The organism is Burkholderia sp. L27(2015) (assembly GCF_009765705.1).
GTDB lineage: Bacteria > Pseudomonadota > Gammaproteobacteria > Burkholderiales > Burkholderiaceae > LMUX01.
The window spans coordinates 30952-45676 of the sequence record NZ_LMUX01000008.1 but is presented as its reverse complement, the minus strand read 5'-3'; the positions used below and the strand labels follow the sequence as shown (position 1 = coordinate 45676).

Annotated in this window: 14 protein-coding genes and 1 pseudogene; 6 read left to right on the top strand and 9 right to left on the bottom strand. The window is 57.5% G+C overall.

Annotated elements, in window-relative coordinates:
• The 3 genes and pseudogenes from GSQ77_RS03200 to GSQ77_RS03190 all read left to right on the top strand — a co-directional run.
• A pseudogene (locus tag GSQ77_RS03200) lies at positions 1 to 558 on the top strand (chorismate lyase); the annotation flags it as partial.
• Positions 559 to 660: 102 nt separating this feature from the next.
• Positions 661 to 1542: a dienelactone hydrolase family protein gene (locus GSQ77_RS03195; protein WP_158898990.1), complete on the top strand. Its 882-nt coding sequence runs from the start codon at positions 661 to 663 to the stop codon at positions 1540 to 1542.
• A gap of 76 nt (positions 1543 to 1618) precedes the next feature.
• Positions 1619 to 2119: a DNA-deoxyinosine glycosylase gene (locus GSQ77_RS03190; RefSeq protein WP_158898988.1), complete on the top strand. Its 501-nt coding sequence runs from the start codon at positions 1619 to 1621 to the stop codon at positions 2117 to 2119.
• Positions 2120 to 2127: 8 nt separating this feature from the next.
• On the opposite strand, the gene GSQ77_RS03185 is transcribed toward GSQ77_RS03190, so the two are convergent.
• Genes GSQ77_RS03185 through GSQ77_RS03165 form a run of 5 tightly spaced genes read right to left on the bottom strand, consistent with a single transcriptional unit; the run spans position 2128 to position 7431 of the window.
• Positions 2128 to 3213 (bottom strand): substrate-binding domain-containing protein, encoded by a 1086-nt coding sequence (locus GSQ77_RS03185; RefSeq protein WP_158898986.1) that lies wholly within the window; start codon positions 3211 to 3213, stop codon positions 2128 to 2130.
• Between the two features lie 10 nt (positions 3214 to 3223).
• Entirely contained in the window at positions 3224 to 4207 is a 984-nt protein-coding gene (locus GSQ77_RS03180) for a D-glycerate dehydrogenase (protein WP_158898984.1), read from the bottom strand.
• Between the two features lie 4 nt (positions 4208 to 4211).
• Positions 4212 to 5492 carry an MFS transporter gene (locus GSQ77_RS03175; RefSeq protein WP_158898982.1) on the bottom strand — a complete coding sequence of 427 codons (1281 nt, stop codon included), beginning with the start codon at positions 5490 to 5492 and terminating at the stop codon, positions 4212 to 4214.
• A gap of 58 nt (positions 5493 to 5550) precedes the next feature.
• Positions 5551 to 6627, bottom strand: coding sequence for a sugar kinase (locus GSQ77_RS03170; protein WP_158898980.1), 1077 nt, complete (start codon positions 6625 to 6627; stop codon positions 5551 to 5553).
• Positions 6628 to 6645: 18 nt separating this feature from the next.
• Positions 6646 to 7431: a sugar phosphate isomerase/epimerase gene (locus tag GSQ77_RS03165; protein WP_158898978.1), complete on the bottom strand. Its 786-nt coding sequence runs from the start codon at positions 7429 to 7431 to the stop codon at positions 6646 to 6648.
• Positions 7432 to 7768: 337 nt separating this feature from the next.
• Between GSQ77_RS03165 and GSQ77_RS03160 the strand changes: the two genes are divergently transcribed.
• The 3 genes from GSQ77_RS03160 to mctP all read left to right on the top strand — a co-directional run bounded on the left by GSQ77_RS03160 (position 7769) and on the right by mctP (position 10772).
• On the top strand, positions 7769 to 8719 hold the full coding sequence (locus GSQ77_RS03160; RefSeq protein ID WP_158898976.1) for a spermidine synthase: 951 nt from the start codon (positions 7769 to 7771) through the stop codon (positions 8717 to 8719).
• Positions 8720 to 8997: 278 nt separating this feature from the next.
• Positions 8998 to 9225, top strand: a complete 228-nt coding sequence (locus GSQ77_RS03155; RefSeq protein ID WP_158898974.1) for a DUF3311 domain-containing protein — start codon at positions 8998 to 9000, stop codon at positions 9223 to 9225.
• On the top strand, positions 9222 to 10772 hold the full coding sequence (gene mctP, locus GSQ77_RS03150) for a monocarboxylate uptake permease MctP (protein ID WP_158898972.1): 1551 nt from the start codon (positions 9222 to 9224) through the stop codon (positions 10770 to 10772). Before GSQ77_RS03155 ends, mctP begins: the two co-directional genes overlap by 4 nt.
• 195 nt (positions 10773 to 10967) lie before the next feature.
• On the opposite strand, the gene GSQ77_RS03145 is transcribed toward mctP, so the two are convergent.
• From GSQ77_RS03145 to GSQ77_RS03130, 4 genes are all read right to left on the bottom strand, one after another.
• Positions 10968 to 11378 (bottom strand): ACT domain-containing protein, encoded by a 411-nt coding sequence (locus GSQ77_RS03145; RefSeq protein WP_254067418.1) that lies wholly within the window; start codon positions 11376 to 11378, stop codon positions 10968 to 10970.
• Complete coding sequence (locus GSQ77_RS03140; RefSeq protein WP_158898970.1) at positions 11375 to 11998, bottom strand: thiamine phosphate synthase; 624 nt, start codon at positions 11996 to 11998, stop codon at positions 11375 to 11377. The genes GSQ77_RS03145 and GSQ77_RS03140 overlap by 4 nt, the downstream gene beginning before the upstream one ends.
• Before the next feature lie 164 nt (positions 11999 to 12162).
• Positions 12163 to 13323: a sugar MFS transporter gene (locus tag GSQ77_RS03135; RefSeq protein ID WP_367889646.1), complete on the bottom strand. Its 1161-nt coding sequence runs from the start codon at positions 13321 to 13323 to the stop codon at positions 12163 to 12165.
• A 172-nt stretch (positions 13324 to 13495) separates the two neighbouring features.
• Positions 13496 to 14374 carry a helix-turn-helix transcriptional regulator gene (locus tag GSQ77_RS03130; protein ID WP_158898966.1) on the bottom strand — a complete coding sequence of 293 codons (879 nt, stop codon included), beginning with the start codon at positions 14372 to 14374 and terminating at the stop codon, positions 13496 to 13498.
• Positions 14375 to 14725 lie beyond the last annotated feature (351 nt).

Below are 14725 nucleotides of genomic sequence, written 5' to 3'. Positions count from 1 at the left end.
ATGCGGCACGCTTACGATGCGGCGCGCGCACGTTGGCGCGTGCGCCCTAAAGCGCTGCTCACGCGTGCGCAGAAGGATTGGCTCACGCGCTCCGGTTCGTTGACTCGGCATTTAGGCAAGTTGGGCCTGGTTGAGGTGCGGGTGGTGCGCGAGGCTGTCGACTTGGCGTGGCGCGATGAGGCGGCTTGCCTGGGTCTGACGGCGCGCGAGCCGGTGTGGGTGCGCGAGGTCGTGTTGAGTGTCGATGGCGTGCCCTTCGTCGCGGCGCATAGCGTAGCGCCGTTGCCGGCGAGCTATGGCGTGTGGCGGGCGATGCGGGCGTTGGGTACGCGTCCGCTCGCGGAACTGCTGTACGCCGACCCGACCGTCAGCCGTTCGCCGCTGGTCAGTTGCCTGCTGACGGCTCGCGCGCCGCTATATCGCTGCGCGCAAGCGGCATTGGCGTCGCATAGCGGGTCGTATGCGCATCCGCGACTGGTTGCGCGGCGCTCGATTTTCATGCGCGCAGGCGCTCCGTTGATGGTGACGGAGTGCTTCCTGCCTACGCTCTGGTCGCATAAGCGGATAGAATAAGCGCCGTTCCCCATGCGGTGACGACGGCTCGTCTCGAAGCCGTTAGCCGGTTTGCCCGTATCGCTTTCCTACTTAAAACAAAAATCCATGCGCTACTTCCTACTGCTGTGTTGTTACCTGTTTTCGTCCAGCGTACTGGCACAAGAAATTCCGAAAAATATGCATGAATCGGAGGTTTCCATCGACGTCAAGGTGAAGGACCGCTTCGCCACGCAGGAGACGGGGAAGGTTCTCATCACCCAATACAAACCGGACGGCGATGGCCCTTTCCCGATTGTCATCATCAATCACGGACGCGGCTCGGATCGTGTCAACCCACCGAAGTTCTCGTATATTGAGCAAGCGCGCTTTTTTCTGCGCCGCGGCTTTGCGGTCTTTGTGCCAACCCGTATTGGTTACGGGCAGATGGGAACGGCGTTTGATCCGGAGGATAGCGGCTCCTGCAATAACAGGTACTACCAGGTGACCGCAGAAGCGGCCAGCACTGAAATATTGGCGGTATTGGCCTACGCTGATCGACTGCCCTATGTGGACCCGAAGCGAGCCATCATGGTCGGTGTATCGGTGGGCGGTTATGCGACAACGGCAAGCGCGGCCCAGAATCCACCGGGTCTGATTGCCGCCATCAATTTTGCTGGCGGTGCCGGCGGCGATCCTTTGAAGCATCCGGGCGTCCCGTGCGAGGGTAATCGGCTCGAGGACATGTACTCTCGCTTCGGTGCGACCACCCAAGTTCCCATGCTGTGGCTCTACGCGCAGAACGATCTTTTCTTCGGCCCGGCTTATAGCCAAGCCTGGCATAACGCATTCGTTAAGGCGGGCGGCAATGCCGAGTTTCATCTACTCCCCCCATTTGGAACAAATGGGCATTACCTGTTTGGCAAAGGCGTAGACGTGTGGTCACCCATTGTCGGCCAATTCCTGGACAAACTGGGATTTCCCGAGCAAGCACCTGCGCATAAGACATGACGGTATGGGCACCTGGTTATTTGGTGCTGGTCACTGCCTCCACAAATATCGTGTGTCGTGACAAAAGGCGTATCGCATGACGTTCAAGCGATGTTTCCCACCGGTCGTAGATGCCAACACACGAATATTGATTCTGGGCAGTCTGCCGGGCGAGGTGTCGTTAGCCCACGGCCAGTACTACGCGAACCCGCAAAACAAATTTTGGTTCCTTGTCGGTAATGTGATCGAACGAGATTTGGTTGGCATGGACTATCCGGCGCGGCTCGATACCTTGCTCAAGCATCAAGTTGGTTTATGGGATGTTGTTGCTGAAGCCCGTCGCGTTGGAAGTCTTGATAGCCGTATACGCGACCATGCCAGTAACGATCTCGTACAGCTTGTCGGCTCCTTGCCCAATCTCGCTGCGATCGCGTTCAATGGCGGTACGGCGGCCAAGCTTGGAATTCGGGCCTTAGGGCAGGATGTCGGCAAGATTGAGTTGATAACGCTGCCTTCCAGCAGTCCGGCTCATACATTGGCTTATGCGCAAAAGCTCGATGCGTGGCAGGCGTTGCGCCGTTGGCTACCTGAGAGATAAGCGCAGGTCTATCCGCGAGTCGATGCGCGCACGATAAGCTCACCGGGCAGCAGACACTCACGCGCTGCGTGCTTGGCACCATCGATACGCTCATGCAGGAATTCCACGGCTCGGTAACCGATCTCGTAGGTCGGTTGACGTATCGTCGTGATGCCTGCGAGATCGGCCCATTCCGGATCGTCGATCGAAATCAGCGCGACGTCGGCTTGCCCGTTGGCGCCGTCATGATTGTTCAAGGGCAGCGCTGTATGCGGCCTCGTACCTGGCCGAATCGGTGGCGCTATGCGCAGCGCTATCCGTAGCGCGACCGGCGCGTTCGCCGCAAAAAACGCAATGCGCCTGCCTGCATCGCGAGCCGCTACGATCCGCTGGTCGAGTACGGTCAGCGCACGTTCGAGCTCGGCGTCATCATCCAAGTCAAGCACCAGCGTGTCGCCCAGAATGGTTGGGCTGGCCCGCAAGACGTCGCGAAACGCGGCTTCGCGCAATCGACGCGAGCTCACATGTTCAAACGGTTGCACAACAAAATGAATCTCGTCGAAGCCTCGCTCCAGGAGATGCTGCGTGCCGAGTCGCACCGCCGCGTCATTGTCCAGGCCGACCATGTCCGCACCGAGCCGCTCGACCGCACGGTCCACGAGCACGGCGGGGATACCGCCATCGTCAACCGGGCGCAGCGTTTGTTCCTTGACGCCGAGCGCATTGACGATCACGCCTTCCACACGATAGGTGGTCAGCAATTGCACATAACGGCGTTCCATTTCGACTTCATTTGCCGCATGGCAGATGATGGGCATATAGCCCAACGCATGGCAGGCGGCCTCGATGCCTTGCAGCACGCCGATCGAGTAGGGATTGGTCAAGTCGGCAAGCAGCAGCCCGAGCAGCCGGTTGCGGCCGTGTTTGAGCCCGCGCGCCATCTGGTTGGGCTGATAGTTGAGTTGGCGGATCGCGTCGGCGATGCGCTCGCGCAGGTCGGACGACAGCACTTCCAGCTCGCCGTTCAAGTAGCGAGAAACGCTGGTTTTCCCCGTGCCGGCTTCGCGCGCGACGTCATTGATCGTGGCGCGCCGTGCGGTGTGTCCGGTGTTCATGGCTCGATGTTCATGACTGGCCGGCGCTGCGCGCGAGGGCTTCTGGATTGACGATGTTGTGTTCCAACGTGCCGTTGAGCGCGGCGACCATGTTTTCGGCCGCGCAACGCGCCATCGCATAGCGCGTTTCGTGCGTCGCCGAGCCGATATGCGGCAGCGCCACGACGTTAGGCATAGCCAGCAGAGGAGACGTTACCGGCAGCGGTTCCTGTTCGAATACATCGAGTCCCGCCGCGCGTATCGTACCCGCGCGCAGGGCTTCGATCAGCGCGTTTTCGTCGACGATGGCGCCGCGCGCCGCGTTGATCAGGATCGCGCTTTTCTTCATCACAGCCAGCTCGGCAGCCCCTATCAGGTGATGCGTTTCGGGAGTGAACGGCACCTGCAGGCAAACGAAATCGGCTTGCGCCAGCAGATCGGCGAGTTCCACGCGCTGCGCACCGTACGCCTGTTCAGCCTGCGGATTTGAGTGCCGGTTGGTGTAGAGCACGCGCATGCGAAAGCCGAGCGCTGCGCGCCGCGCAACGGCGCCGCCGATGCGTCCCAGGCCGACGATGCCCAGGGTCTTGCCTTGCACGTCTGCGCCATAACGCTCGGGGCTCACACTATGCGTCCAATCGCCGGCTTTGACCCACTCCGCCAGCTCGACCACGCGTCGTGCGCTCGCCAGAATCAGCGCGAACACGGTGTCCGCCGTCGACTCGGTGAGCACGTCCGGCGTGTTCGTCAGCACGATGCCGCGACGCGTCAGATCGGCGACGTCGAAATTATCGAAGCCGACCGAGATCGTCGATAACGCTTTGAGCTTCCCAGCGCCGGCCAGCATCTCCGGCGTGAACGGGACGCTCGCGCCGATCGCACCGTCGGCGTTCTTCAGCGCGGCCGCGAGTGCTCCGGGCTGCGCGGCATCGACTTGCACTACCTCGACGTGCGCGCGCAAATAGTCGAGCACGTCGGGCGGCAGCGGTTTATAAGCAACGACGGTTTTCTTCATCAAATTATTTTCCCTGCATTCCGGTCGCCAGGGCGGGTGCCTGTAACGGCTGGGGCTTCACGGCCAGCGTAAGAATCACAGCGGCAATCAGCGCGATGCTCATGAACGCGTATGACGCCGAGGGCGAACCGGTCGCGCCGTTGAGGTAGCCGACCACGTACGAACCGACGAACGAGCCTAGTGCGCCCATACTATTGATCAGCGCCATGGCGCCGCCGGCAACATTCTTGGGCAGCAATTCTGGCACGATCGCGAAAAACGGTCCATACGGCGCATACATCGATGCACCCGCAATCACCAGCAGCGCATACGATACCCAGAAGTGCGTCGAGCCGACCGCATAGGAGGCCGCAAACGCCACGGCGCCCAGCAACAGAAACGGCCAGACGAATATCTTGCGGCGCTCGAGCTTGTCGGACGCCCACGACGCGGCCAGCATGGCGATCGTCGCGGCGAGGTAGGGCAGCGCGCTCAGCCAGCCAGTCTCGACCATGCCGAGCGTGGAGCTGTTCTTGAGTATCGACGGTAGCCACAGCACGAAGCCGTACACCCCGATGCTCCAGCAGAAATACTGTGCGCCCAGCTTGACGACCGCCGGCGAGCGGAACGCTTCGCCGTAGTTGCGCACCGGTTTGATCGTGGCTTGCTCGGCGCGCAGTGCAGCCGCCAAAGCGTCCTTCTCCGATTGCGACAGCCACGTGACTTCAGCGGGCTTGTCCCGCACCAGGAACCACCAGCACACGGCCCAGATGATCGCCGGAACGCCTTCCGCGATGAACATGTGACGCCAGCCGAACGAATGCACCAGGTAGCCGGACACCACCGACATCCACAACACGGTCACCGGGTTGCCGAGGATCAGGAAGGTATTGGCGCGCGAGCGTTCGCTCTTGGTGAACCAGTTGCTGATCAAGATCAGCATCGCAGGCATGACCGCCGCTTCCACTACACCCAGCACGAAGCGGATGACGATCAGCGAGGCGATGTTGCTCACGATGCCGGTCAGCGCCGCACAGCCACCCCACAACACCAGGCTGACGAACACGAGTTTTTTAACGCTACGGCGTTCCGCGTAGATCGCGCCCGGAATCTGGAAAAAGAAATAGCCGAGGAAAAACAGCGCGCCTATCAGTGACGACAGGCCCTGGCTGATGCCCAGGTCGCGATTGATGCCGGCGGCCGAGGCGAAGCCGTAGTTGGCGCGATCGAGGTAAGCGAGGCTATAGGTGATGAATACGATCGGCATGATCGTCCACCAGCGGCGTATCGCGAGCGTTGATTTCATGGTTGTCTCCTGGGTAGGGATGAGCGGCGCCGGTTGGCGGCGCGCGCGGGGCGTGCGGTCAAGCGTCGGGGGTGTTGGTTATGGCGCTTGCCGGCATCTGGTTTAGGGGGTGAACTGGGGTTGCTGTGTCGGCGAGGGCCGAGGGCGTCGCGGCTCTATCGCTGGTCGCGTCGTTCGACGGCGGGTTCGGTTGTTGTTCCAGTGCGTCGAGTTCTGCGCGCGTCGGTAGCCCTTCCGAATCGCCGATCACCTGGATCGCGAGCGCGCCGATGCGGTGGCCGCGGGCGACCGCGTCAACCAGTGTGCGTCCCTCGAGTAGGGCGCTGACCACACCGACCGCGAAGCCGTCGCCCGCGCCCACGGTATCAACGACCTTGGCCACCGGCTGAGCGGGAACGACACCTTCGGCATCCGCGGTGCGGTAATAAGCTCCGGCTGCGCCCAACTTGACGATCACACCGCGCGCGCCGCGTTCCAGATAAAAGCGTGCGATGTCTTCCGGGCGCTTGTGCCCTGTGAGTATCAGCCCTTCGCTGATACCGGGCAGGACCCAGTCGGCGAACGTAGCGAGCGCATTCAGCGTCTCTATCATGGCGGCTTGAGTCGGCCACAGCGTAGGGCGCAGATTCGGGTCGAACGAAATGCTCTTGCCGGCGGCGCGCATTTCATGGGCGAGATGAAATGCCAGTTCGCACGACGACGCGGAGATCGCGGGTGCAACACCGGTGAGGTGCAGGTGTCGCGCGCCGAGCGCGTAAGCGGGGACGTAGTCGGTCAACGACAAGTGGCTCGCGGCCGAACCCTTGCGGAAATATTCGACGCTAGGGTCGCTGCCGTCGTCGTTTTTCGACTTCAGTTGGAAGCCGGTCGGATAGCATTCATCGGTACTCACACACGCTTGATCGATGTCCTCTTTCTTCAGCGTGTCACGCACATACTGGCCGAACGAATCGTTGCCTACGCGGCTCATCCAGCCGACTTTGAAACCGAGCCGCGACAAGCCGATCGCCACGTTGAGGTCGGCGCCCGAGATGCGTTTGGTGAATTGGCCGACCGCGGCAAGCGGGCCGGTTTCGGCGGCGACGAACATGGCCATTGCTTCGCCGTAGGTGAGGATATCGAGAGTGGGAGTCATGGTGTTTCCTTTCATCATTCAGCGCGTGGCTAGCCACTCCACGTAGCGAGCCGCGTCGGCGGGCAGGCGGCTGGCGTCGAACGGGAATTCGATGCCGCGCGGCACATCGCCGGGCAACAGGGCGAAGAGCGCCGCACACTGCGCATCGTCGGGCTCAGGCGGGACGGCAAACAGGCGCATGCCTTCGCCGACCACCGCCTTGCAATGGATGTATTCGACGTAGCGCGCAAGCAGGGGGGCGGCGTCCAACGGGACTTCGCCCGGCCAGCGCCAGTTACCCATATCGAAGGTCATGCCGAGTACGCGTTCGTGCCCCTCGCGGGCAAGCGCTTCGAAAAGTGCGACGAACTGCGCGAGCGAGCCACCTTCCTTCAATTGACCGTTTTCGACGACCAGTCGCACCGCCGTGCCGCGCAGGCGGTCGGCGATCTCAGCCGCGGCGGCATGCTTGATAAAGCCGCCTAGTTGGAGCTTCACGTAGCGTGCGCCGAGCGCCGTAGCCTCGCGTAGCGCACGTTCGAGCGCACCGCTGTCGAGGGTGCCGTCAGCGCAATAGAGCGCATCGGGCGTGGAGTACACCGACCACATACCCGCTTGAGTGATGGCCTGACCCAGTTGGTTCAATGCTTCGGTCGATGCTTGTGCTTCGGACGAGAACAGCTCGCGGCGCACTTCGAACCCGGCTGCACCTGCGTTGGCCGCGATTGCCAGCCATGCGCGATGGCCTTCGCGTCTAACCGCGTCCATGCCGAACGCACTGGCGACAATGACGACTTCCGGCGTGGCTTTATTTCCTGGTTTCATTCTCGCTTCATTCTCGTTGGCTGCGTACGGTACACCGCATGAGCGGCTTTTGACCGCAAGAATCGATCCCTTTTTGATGATGGAACCGGTTCCATTTGCGAATTTAAAAAAAAGCGCAAACGCGCTACTATGCGAATGGTGCGCCGGCCCTCGTGCGCCACGCTATAGTGGAAATCCCTTAGGTGGACCGCTCGTGGCCGCCCTCTCTAACGCAAGAAGTGCACGCAAGTTCGGTCGCGTGAATGCTATGCTCACGGTCGAACAAAATTGCGCGTGTGGCGCCGATTGGGTGTGGCGCCGACGCTGAGCGCTACGCCCGCGACTTCTGAGCATTCCGATGATAAAACTGATCAAGCGCGCCTCGGCCGAAGCGCGCGCGTTCCGGCAGGCACAACGTGACGGACTCGAACTCGAGAGCGAGAAGGCGGGGCAGCGCGTGAAATCCGCCAAGGGGCGGGCCCGCCAAAACGGCGGCGCAAGGGAAGATTTGACTGACGATGGCGTCAAAAACGCACGCGAGCAGGGCGGCCGCCGCCCACGTTTTGCGCCGGTGACGTTTTCCGAAGAGGGCGGCGTGCGCTTCCTGCATTTCGGCACCGAATGGGTACAGGGCGCGATGCGGCTGCGTCATCCGTGGCGCCTCGAACTCGAATACGCCCAGCAAATGATGGCGTGGCTGCTCTTTCTCGATGCGCCGGCGCGCATTGTGCAACTGGGTTTGGGCTCCGCAGCGCTGACCAAATTTTGCTATCGCCAGTTTCCCAGCAGCCACATCGAAGCAGTAGAGCTCAACCCCGCGGTGGTCATCGCGGCGCGTAGCATGTTCGCGCTGCCGCAGGACGATGCGCGTTTGCGTGTAATCGAGAGCGATGCGTGGGATTTTGTCAACGATGCGCAACAGCGCGAGCGTATCGGCGTCATGCAGATCGACCTGTACGATGCGACGGCCCGCGGTCCTGTGCTCGATAGCGTGGCGTTTTATCGCGCTTGCCGCGACTGCCTGAGTTCGCCGGGCATGTTGAGCGTGAACCTGTTCGGCGACCATCCGAGCTTCGAGCGCAATCTCAAGCATTTGCGCACCGCCTTCGAAGGCCGCGTCATCGCGCTGCCGGAAGTCCACGAAGGCAACCGCGTGGTGCTGGCGTTCAAGGGACCGGCCCTGGCGTTCAGCGAGGCACAGCTTGCCGCCCGTGCACGCCATCTCGAAGACACCACCGAATTGCCTGCCCGCAACTGGCTCGCACGCTTGCGTGAAGTGACCGACCAGGCCGTCGATTTCGCGATTTGAACGCTGGGCTAGCCTCTTGGCAACCTCTATTAGAGGACTGCGCAACATTTCCTTGGTGAATAGGCGGCATTCCCTTTAAGGGGTTGCCCCGGCTTGACCGAAACGCCCTGTCTCCGATACGCTGCGCACACTTCGTATTCGTTATAAAACGAGATACGTACGCCCAACGAAGCTGGACATATCGGCCCGCGTTTCGGTTGTACGTTTCCAGTTACTCCTGTTTTACCCAGGGTGGCCGGCGTTTTATCTATCATAAAAATTAAATCGAGGAGTCTCTCATGTCGCAGCATTCTTCCTCCAACGGCAGCAAGCACTGGCTTTGGCTGCTGTTGATTCCGTTTGTCGCGGTGTTATGGGTGCCCTGGTACAACAGTGTTGAGCCGCAATTAGGCGGCTTTCCGTTTTTCTACTGGTACCAATTGGCCTGGGTTTTGATCAGCGCTGTACTGACCGCCCTCGTGTACTTCAAGACCAAACCCAAAAATAACGCAGGGGACGCACGATGAACGTAACGGCAACCATCATCTTTGTCGTCCTGTTTGTCGGGGTGGCATTGCTCGGTTTCTATGCAGCCAACTGGCGCAAGGGCGACATGGGCTTGCTGGACGAATGGGGTCTGGGTGGGCGGCGCTTCGGCACGGTCGTGACCTGGTTCCTGCTCGGCGGTGACCTGTACACGGCCTACACCTTTGTGGCGATTCCGGCGCTCGTATTTGGCGCAGGCGCGGTTGGCTTTTTCGCACTGCCGTACACGATCCTGATTTACCCGTTCGCCTTCGTGGTGTTCCCCAAATTGTGGAGCATCGCCAAGCGGCATGGCTATGTGACCTCGGCCGACTTCGTCAGCGCTCGCTACGGTAGCCGGATGCTGGCGTTGGCGGTGGCTGTCACGGGCATACTCGCGACCATGCCGTACATCGCGTTGCAACTGGTGGGGATCGAAGTGGTGATCGGCGGGCTGGGCTTTCAGACCACTGGCCTCGTAGGCGATATTCCGCTGATCATCGCGTTCGCGATTCTGGCGGCATACACGTACACCAGCGGTTTGCGCGCGCCTGCCATGATCGCGATCGTCAAGGACATCCTGATCTACATCACGATTGCCGTGGCGATTATCGTCATTCCGCAGCAGATGGGTGGTTTCAGCCATATCTTCGCGTCGGTACCGTCGGCCAAGTTGTTGCTCAAGGCGCCGGATGCCGGCAGTTTGAACGGCTATAGCGCTTATGCGACGCTCGCGCTCGGTTCGGCCTTGGCGCTGTTCCTGTACCCGCACTCGATCACGGCTGTTTTGAGTTCGTCGTCGGGCAACACGATCCGCCGCAACATGGCGCTGCTGCCGGCTTACTCGCTGGTGCTGGGTCTGCTGGCGTTGCTGGGTTTCATGGCGCTGGTGGCGGGTGTGGGCACAATGCCGGAATTTGCCAGCTACTTCAAACAGTACGGGGCTAACTTCGCGGTACCGGCGCTGTTCCTGCATTTCTTCCCGTCGTGGTTTGTCGGGATCGCATTTGCGGCGATCGGCATCGGCGCGTTGGTGCCGGCGGCAATCATGTCGATTGCAGCGGCTAACTTGTACACCCGCAATATTCATAAAGAGTTCTTTAACAAGAACATCGACGGTAAGGGTGAAACGCACGTAGCCAAGACGGTATCGCTGGTGGTCAAGGTCGGGGCGCTCGCGTTCATCATCTTCTTGCCGGTGACCTATGCGGTGCAGTTGCAACTGTTGGGGGGGATCTGGATCATCCAGACGCTGCCGGCTATCGTTCTCGGGCTGTACACGCGCTTCCTCGATCACCGCGGCTTGTTGCTGGGCTGGGCGGTCGGGATTACCTCGGGCACCTGGATGGCGATTACGCTGCAGTTGAAGGGCTCGATTTTCGCGATCCATGTGGGCGGATTGGCGATTCCGGGTTATGCGGCGATCTGGTCGCTGATTCTGAATATCGTGGTGGCTGTGGTGGTGAGTCTGCTGGTTAAGGTCACGGGCATGAAGCGTGCAGCGGACCGTACTGCGCCGGGTGATTATTTGGATATCGTGGAGGGCTGATTGCATGGGCGCTTTGCGCGCTTGTGTAGAAAGCCGCTCCGCGGGATGACTGCCGTTCGGATAGGCGCTTTTTAAAGGCTAGAACGGGTAGCGAGAAGGTTGGAATTTGACGGCTCGGACGCATGCGCGTTCGGGCCGTTTTTCATGGTCGACCATGCCTAGGATAAAATTCCGATTTGCCGCAACGGCATTTATCTATGTCGGGGTTGCGGTTTCCGTCAACGCGATCAATAGGTCGAGTGCGGTCGGTGCCAACTCGCAAGGCACAAAAATGTAGTCGTGAAAACACGCCGATACGACGTTGCGCGGGATATGTGCCTTAGCCAGTACAGCGGAGATACGGGCGATAAATCCCACCGCTTCCAGATCTGAATGAACTGTTAGTGTGATCATCCGCACTTCCAGTATCCAAGGGAGGTGGGCCCGCTCGGCTTGTTCCCTTTCGACAATGATCGAGATGCCTTCTACTTCCTTAAACGTGCAGATGGGATCGATTTCTTTAGGCAAGGATCTCGAGTCAACCGACGCATAGACAAACACGTCTGGCGAGAGGGCCGGCGCCATGGTGCGAAGCAGTGTATTTAGATCGATTTCGGATTCGTTCAATTTGTACTCCTATTATTAATGGATGAATCTATCACCGGGGTATCCCAAAGCGAACGAATCGCCGCGATCCCATGGGCGCCGGCCTTGCGGGCCTGTGCCAAGGTATCGACACTCATCCCGCCCAAGGCATAGATCGGGATCGAGGTCTGCTGCACGAGGTCGCGAAAACGCGGCCAACCAAGGGGCTCAGCGGTGGTGTGGGTAGCAGTCGGCAAGACTGGCGAAATGGTTAGCAAATCGGCTCCTATCCGGTCCGCATGCAGCACTTGGCGCGCGTCGTGGCACGCAGCGGAAACGAGGAGTCCGGAAGGCAGCGGCCTTGTTACGCACGCCATCAGGCGTGTGCTGGTGAGGTGTACGCCGTCGGCTTGCAAAGCCAGCGCCACATCGGCCGACGCGTTCAACAGCAATCGCGCATCGTGGCGCCGACAACACGCCAGTGCCTGTTCGGCTAGCTTGGCATACTGCAGTGCTGTCAGGGTCTTGGCACGTAACTGCACCAGGCGGATGCCTGTTTCCAAGACGTGCTCCAGGTGCGCGATAAAATCGGCTAAGGGCTTGCCGGGCAGTGGTTCTGGCGTGACTAGATAGGTCTGCGGTAACTCGGGCAAACGGCTCATCGAAGCTTGGCGATAAACGTAAAATCGAGACGACGCGCGCCGCTGAGATAAGGGCTGGCTAAAGGATAGAACGGGATAGCGAGACGCTTAGCATTTGACGGCTGGAACCCATGTGCGTTCTAGCCGTTTTTTTTTGAGGAAATGCTTCTAATGGCGATAGCTCGTTAGTTAACCTCTTCATTGCGAAAATATAAACCACAAACGAAAATTGCCACGAAACTGAGCAGCGGAATTACGTAAGCCAAGGAGGTGCTGTAATTATCTGCAATTCTACCCATGACATAAGGTGAAATTCCTCCGCCGATGACGGACATCATCAAGATGGAACTGCCTTCCTTGGTCCGTTCTTTGAGCCCTTTGATTCCCAACGAAAATATCGTGGGAAACATGATCGACATGAAGAAAAATACCGCACATAGTGCGATTACCGAAGTTTTGCCAAAGTCCGACACGACAAATATAGACAACACCACACCGGCCATTGCGTACCCGATGAGCAATGTTCTTGGGGCGACGTACTCCATAACAAACGTACTGATAAATCGACCCACCATGAATAAAAAAATCGACACAGAAAGCAGCCATGCCGCTTCCTGTGAAGTCATGCCCGGCCAATTTTCCGTCGCGTAATTGACGAAAAATACGCTCACTCCCACAAGTGCAGCCATTGAGAAAAATTGAGCTATGATAGCGCCGACGAAATTTCTATGGCTCAACAACGAATTTGACGGGTTATTATTGGCGCGCATCGCCGATCGGGCTTCCGGCATTGTCGCTATCGATATTAGGAAGGCGATTAGCATAACCACAATCGCAAGGCACACGTAGACCCGCTTCACCATGTCGTGCTGCGATGGGGCGCTAACGGAGATGGGGTCATTAAAAAACAGGATTCCACCGATCAAAGGTCCGATAGCTGTTCCCAGGCTACAAAACGATTGGGCCATGTTGAGTCGTTTTTCCGCCTTTCTCGGATCGCCTAGAAGCGTTGCATAGGGATTTGCTGCCGTTTCCAAGCAACCCAAACCGCTTGCTAAAACGAACAGAGCCACGAGGAAAAGCGGATAGCTCATGGAGGAAGATGCGGGAATGAATAGTAGTGCGCCGACCGCAAACAAACCCAGACCCAGCAGAATGCCTCCCTTATAACCAAATTTCTCATTGAACACGGCCGCCGGGCGCGACACAATAAAGTACGCGAAAAAATAAGAGAATTGCAACAATCCAGATTGTGCTTTACTGATACTCATAGATTCCTGGAAGTGTTTGTTCAAAACCTCCAATAATCCATACGACAAGCCCCACATAAAGAAGACGCACGTCAACAAGAATAATGGCTTGTGCAAATTTATCTTGCGATCTTCTAACGAATCAACCGCTGAATTTTTGGATTGCATTTTTTAATGGATGTTTGTTTGGATAAGCACGACTGCGAGGTGAGCGTGCCGGCAGTCCATGCGAGCCCGAACGTGGGTCATATTTCCAAAAGAGACGAGATCAATCAAGTCCGTCGACGATTGTATTTCGATCCCTATTGCTTAGGTGATAAGTAATTCCACCACCGATCTTGCTCATCGCAAATCCCAGCTCACATAAAGTGCTGCAGTTCAGTTTCCGCTTCAAATTCTTGACGTGCTTATTTACAGCATCGTTTGAAACTCCCAATTTAGCAGCAGCGGCCGACGAGCTAAATCCGCGTATCAATAAGCTCGCTAATTCAAATTCTTTTTTCGTTAAATAGGAGCTTTCGAAATCATCATTTAGGTAAATTCTCGAAGCGCTCTTTTGGTCCATCGATTGGAAGAAGATCTTCCCATCTATCTCGGCATCAGGCTCGTTTCGGCTGGTGTTGTCACCCTGCGGTATCGCAACATGGAATTTGTGATTTTCTGCATCGGAAATCAAATCTTTCATTCGATATTTGAAGAACGCAGTGAATTGATACAAAAATGGCAAATTCTTGATTAGATGTTCACTTGTAACAGAGTCGTCGTTCACCGAGCCGAAATTTAGAAAGTCGCAATAATTTTCGTGTTTTTCGGTGATCGTTATGCCGTGGTCTATACCGTAGAGTGATGCTGTCGAGTAAACAGGTTCACGACTGAGCCAACTCCAAAGCACGTGGCCACCTGAAAATTTAAGATGGTCTTTCTCAAATATCGAATTTTCATATAATTTATATTCCCAATAGTGACGTATCCAATCTACGGAAGTGGTCAGGGAAATTCTGGAATTGTCGATATAGTGTCGATCGAAAGTGAAGTAGCTTAGGTTCAGTTTTTTTAATGGCTTGATGAATTCCGTGATCGCACTGGTCGATGTAAATAACGGGTTTGTTTCATAAAATTTCCCATCTAACAATTTTGAATCGGCCATGTATTTTCCCCACGACGAAAATTGTCTTCGATATTTATTAGATGATTTTTTGAGAATCGAGGTGATCGTAAGCACATGCAAATTTTTTACTGTGCGTAACCGCGAGCCTCTATAGCGGCCATCTGTTGATGGTCGCATGATTACGATGGTATTTACGAGGTCCAGCCTTAAATCAGCGATATCTGAGCGTAGATTTTTGAGAAGTAGGACCGTTGGAAATTGGTATGAGGATTTGATGTTTTATAGTGGGCGCTTAAATTAGTCATACTTACTACAGGTTTCTGTACTAATTCAAACGAAGGATATATCTTACGGTTTGGCGCGATTTTTTTAAGGCGACTTTTGAGTCGG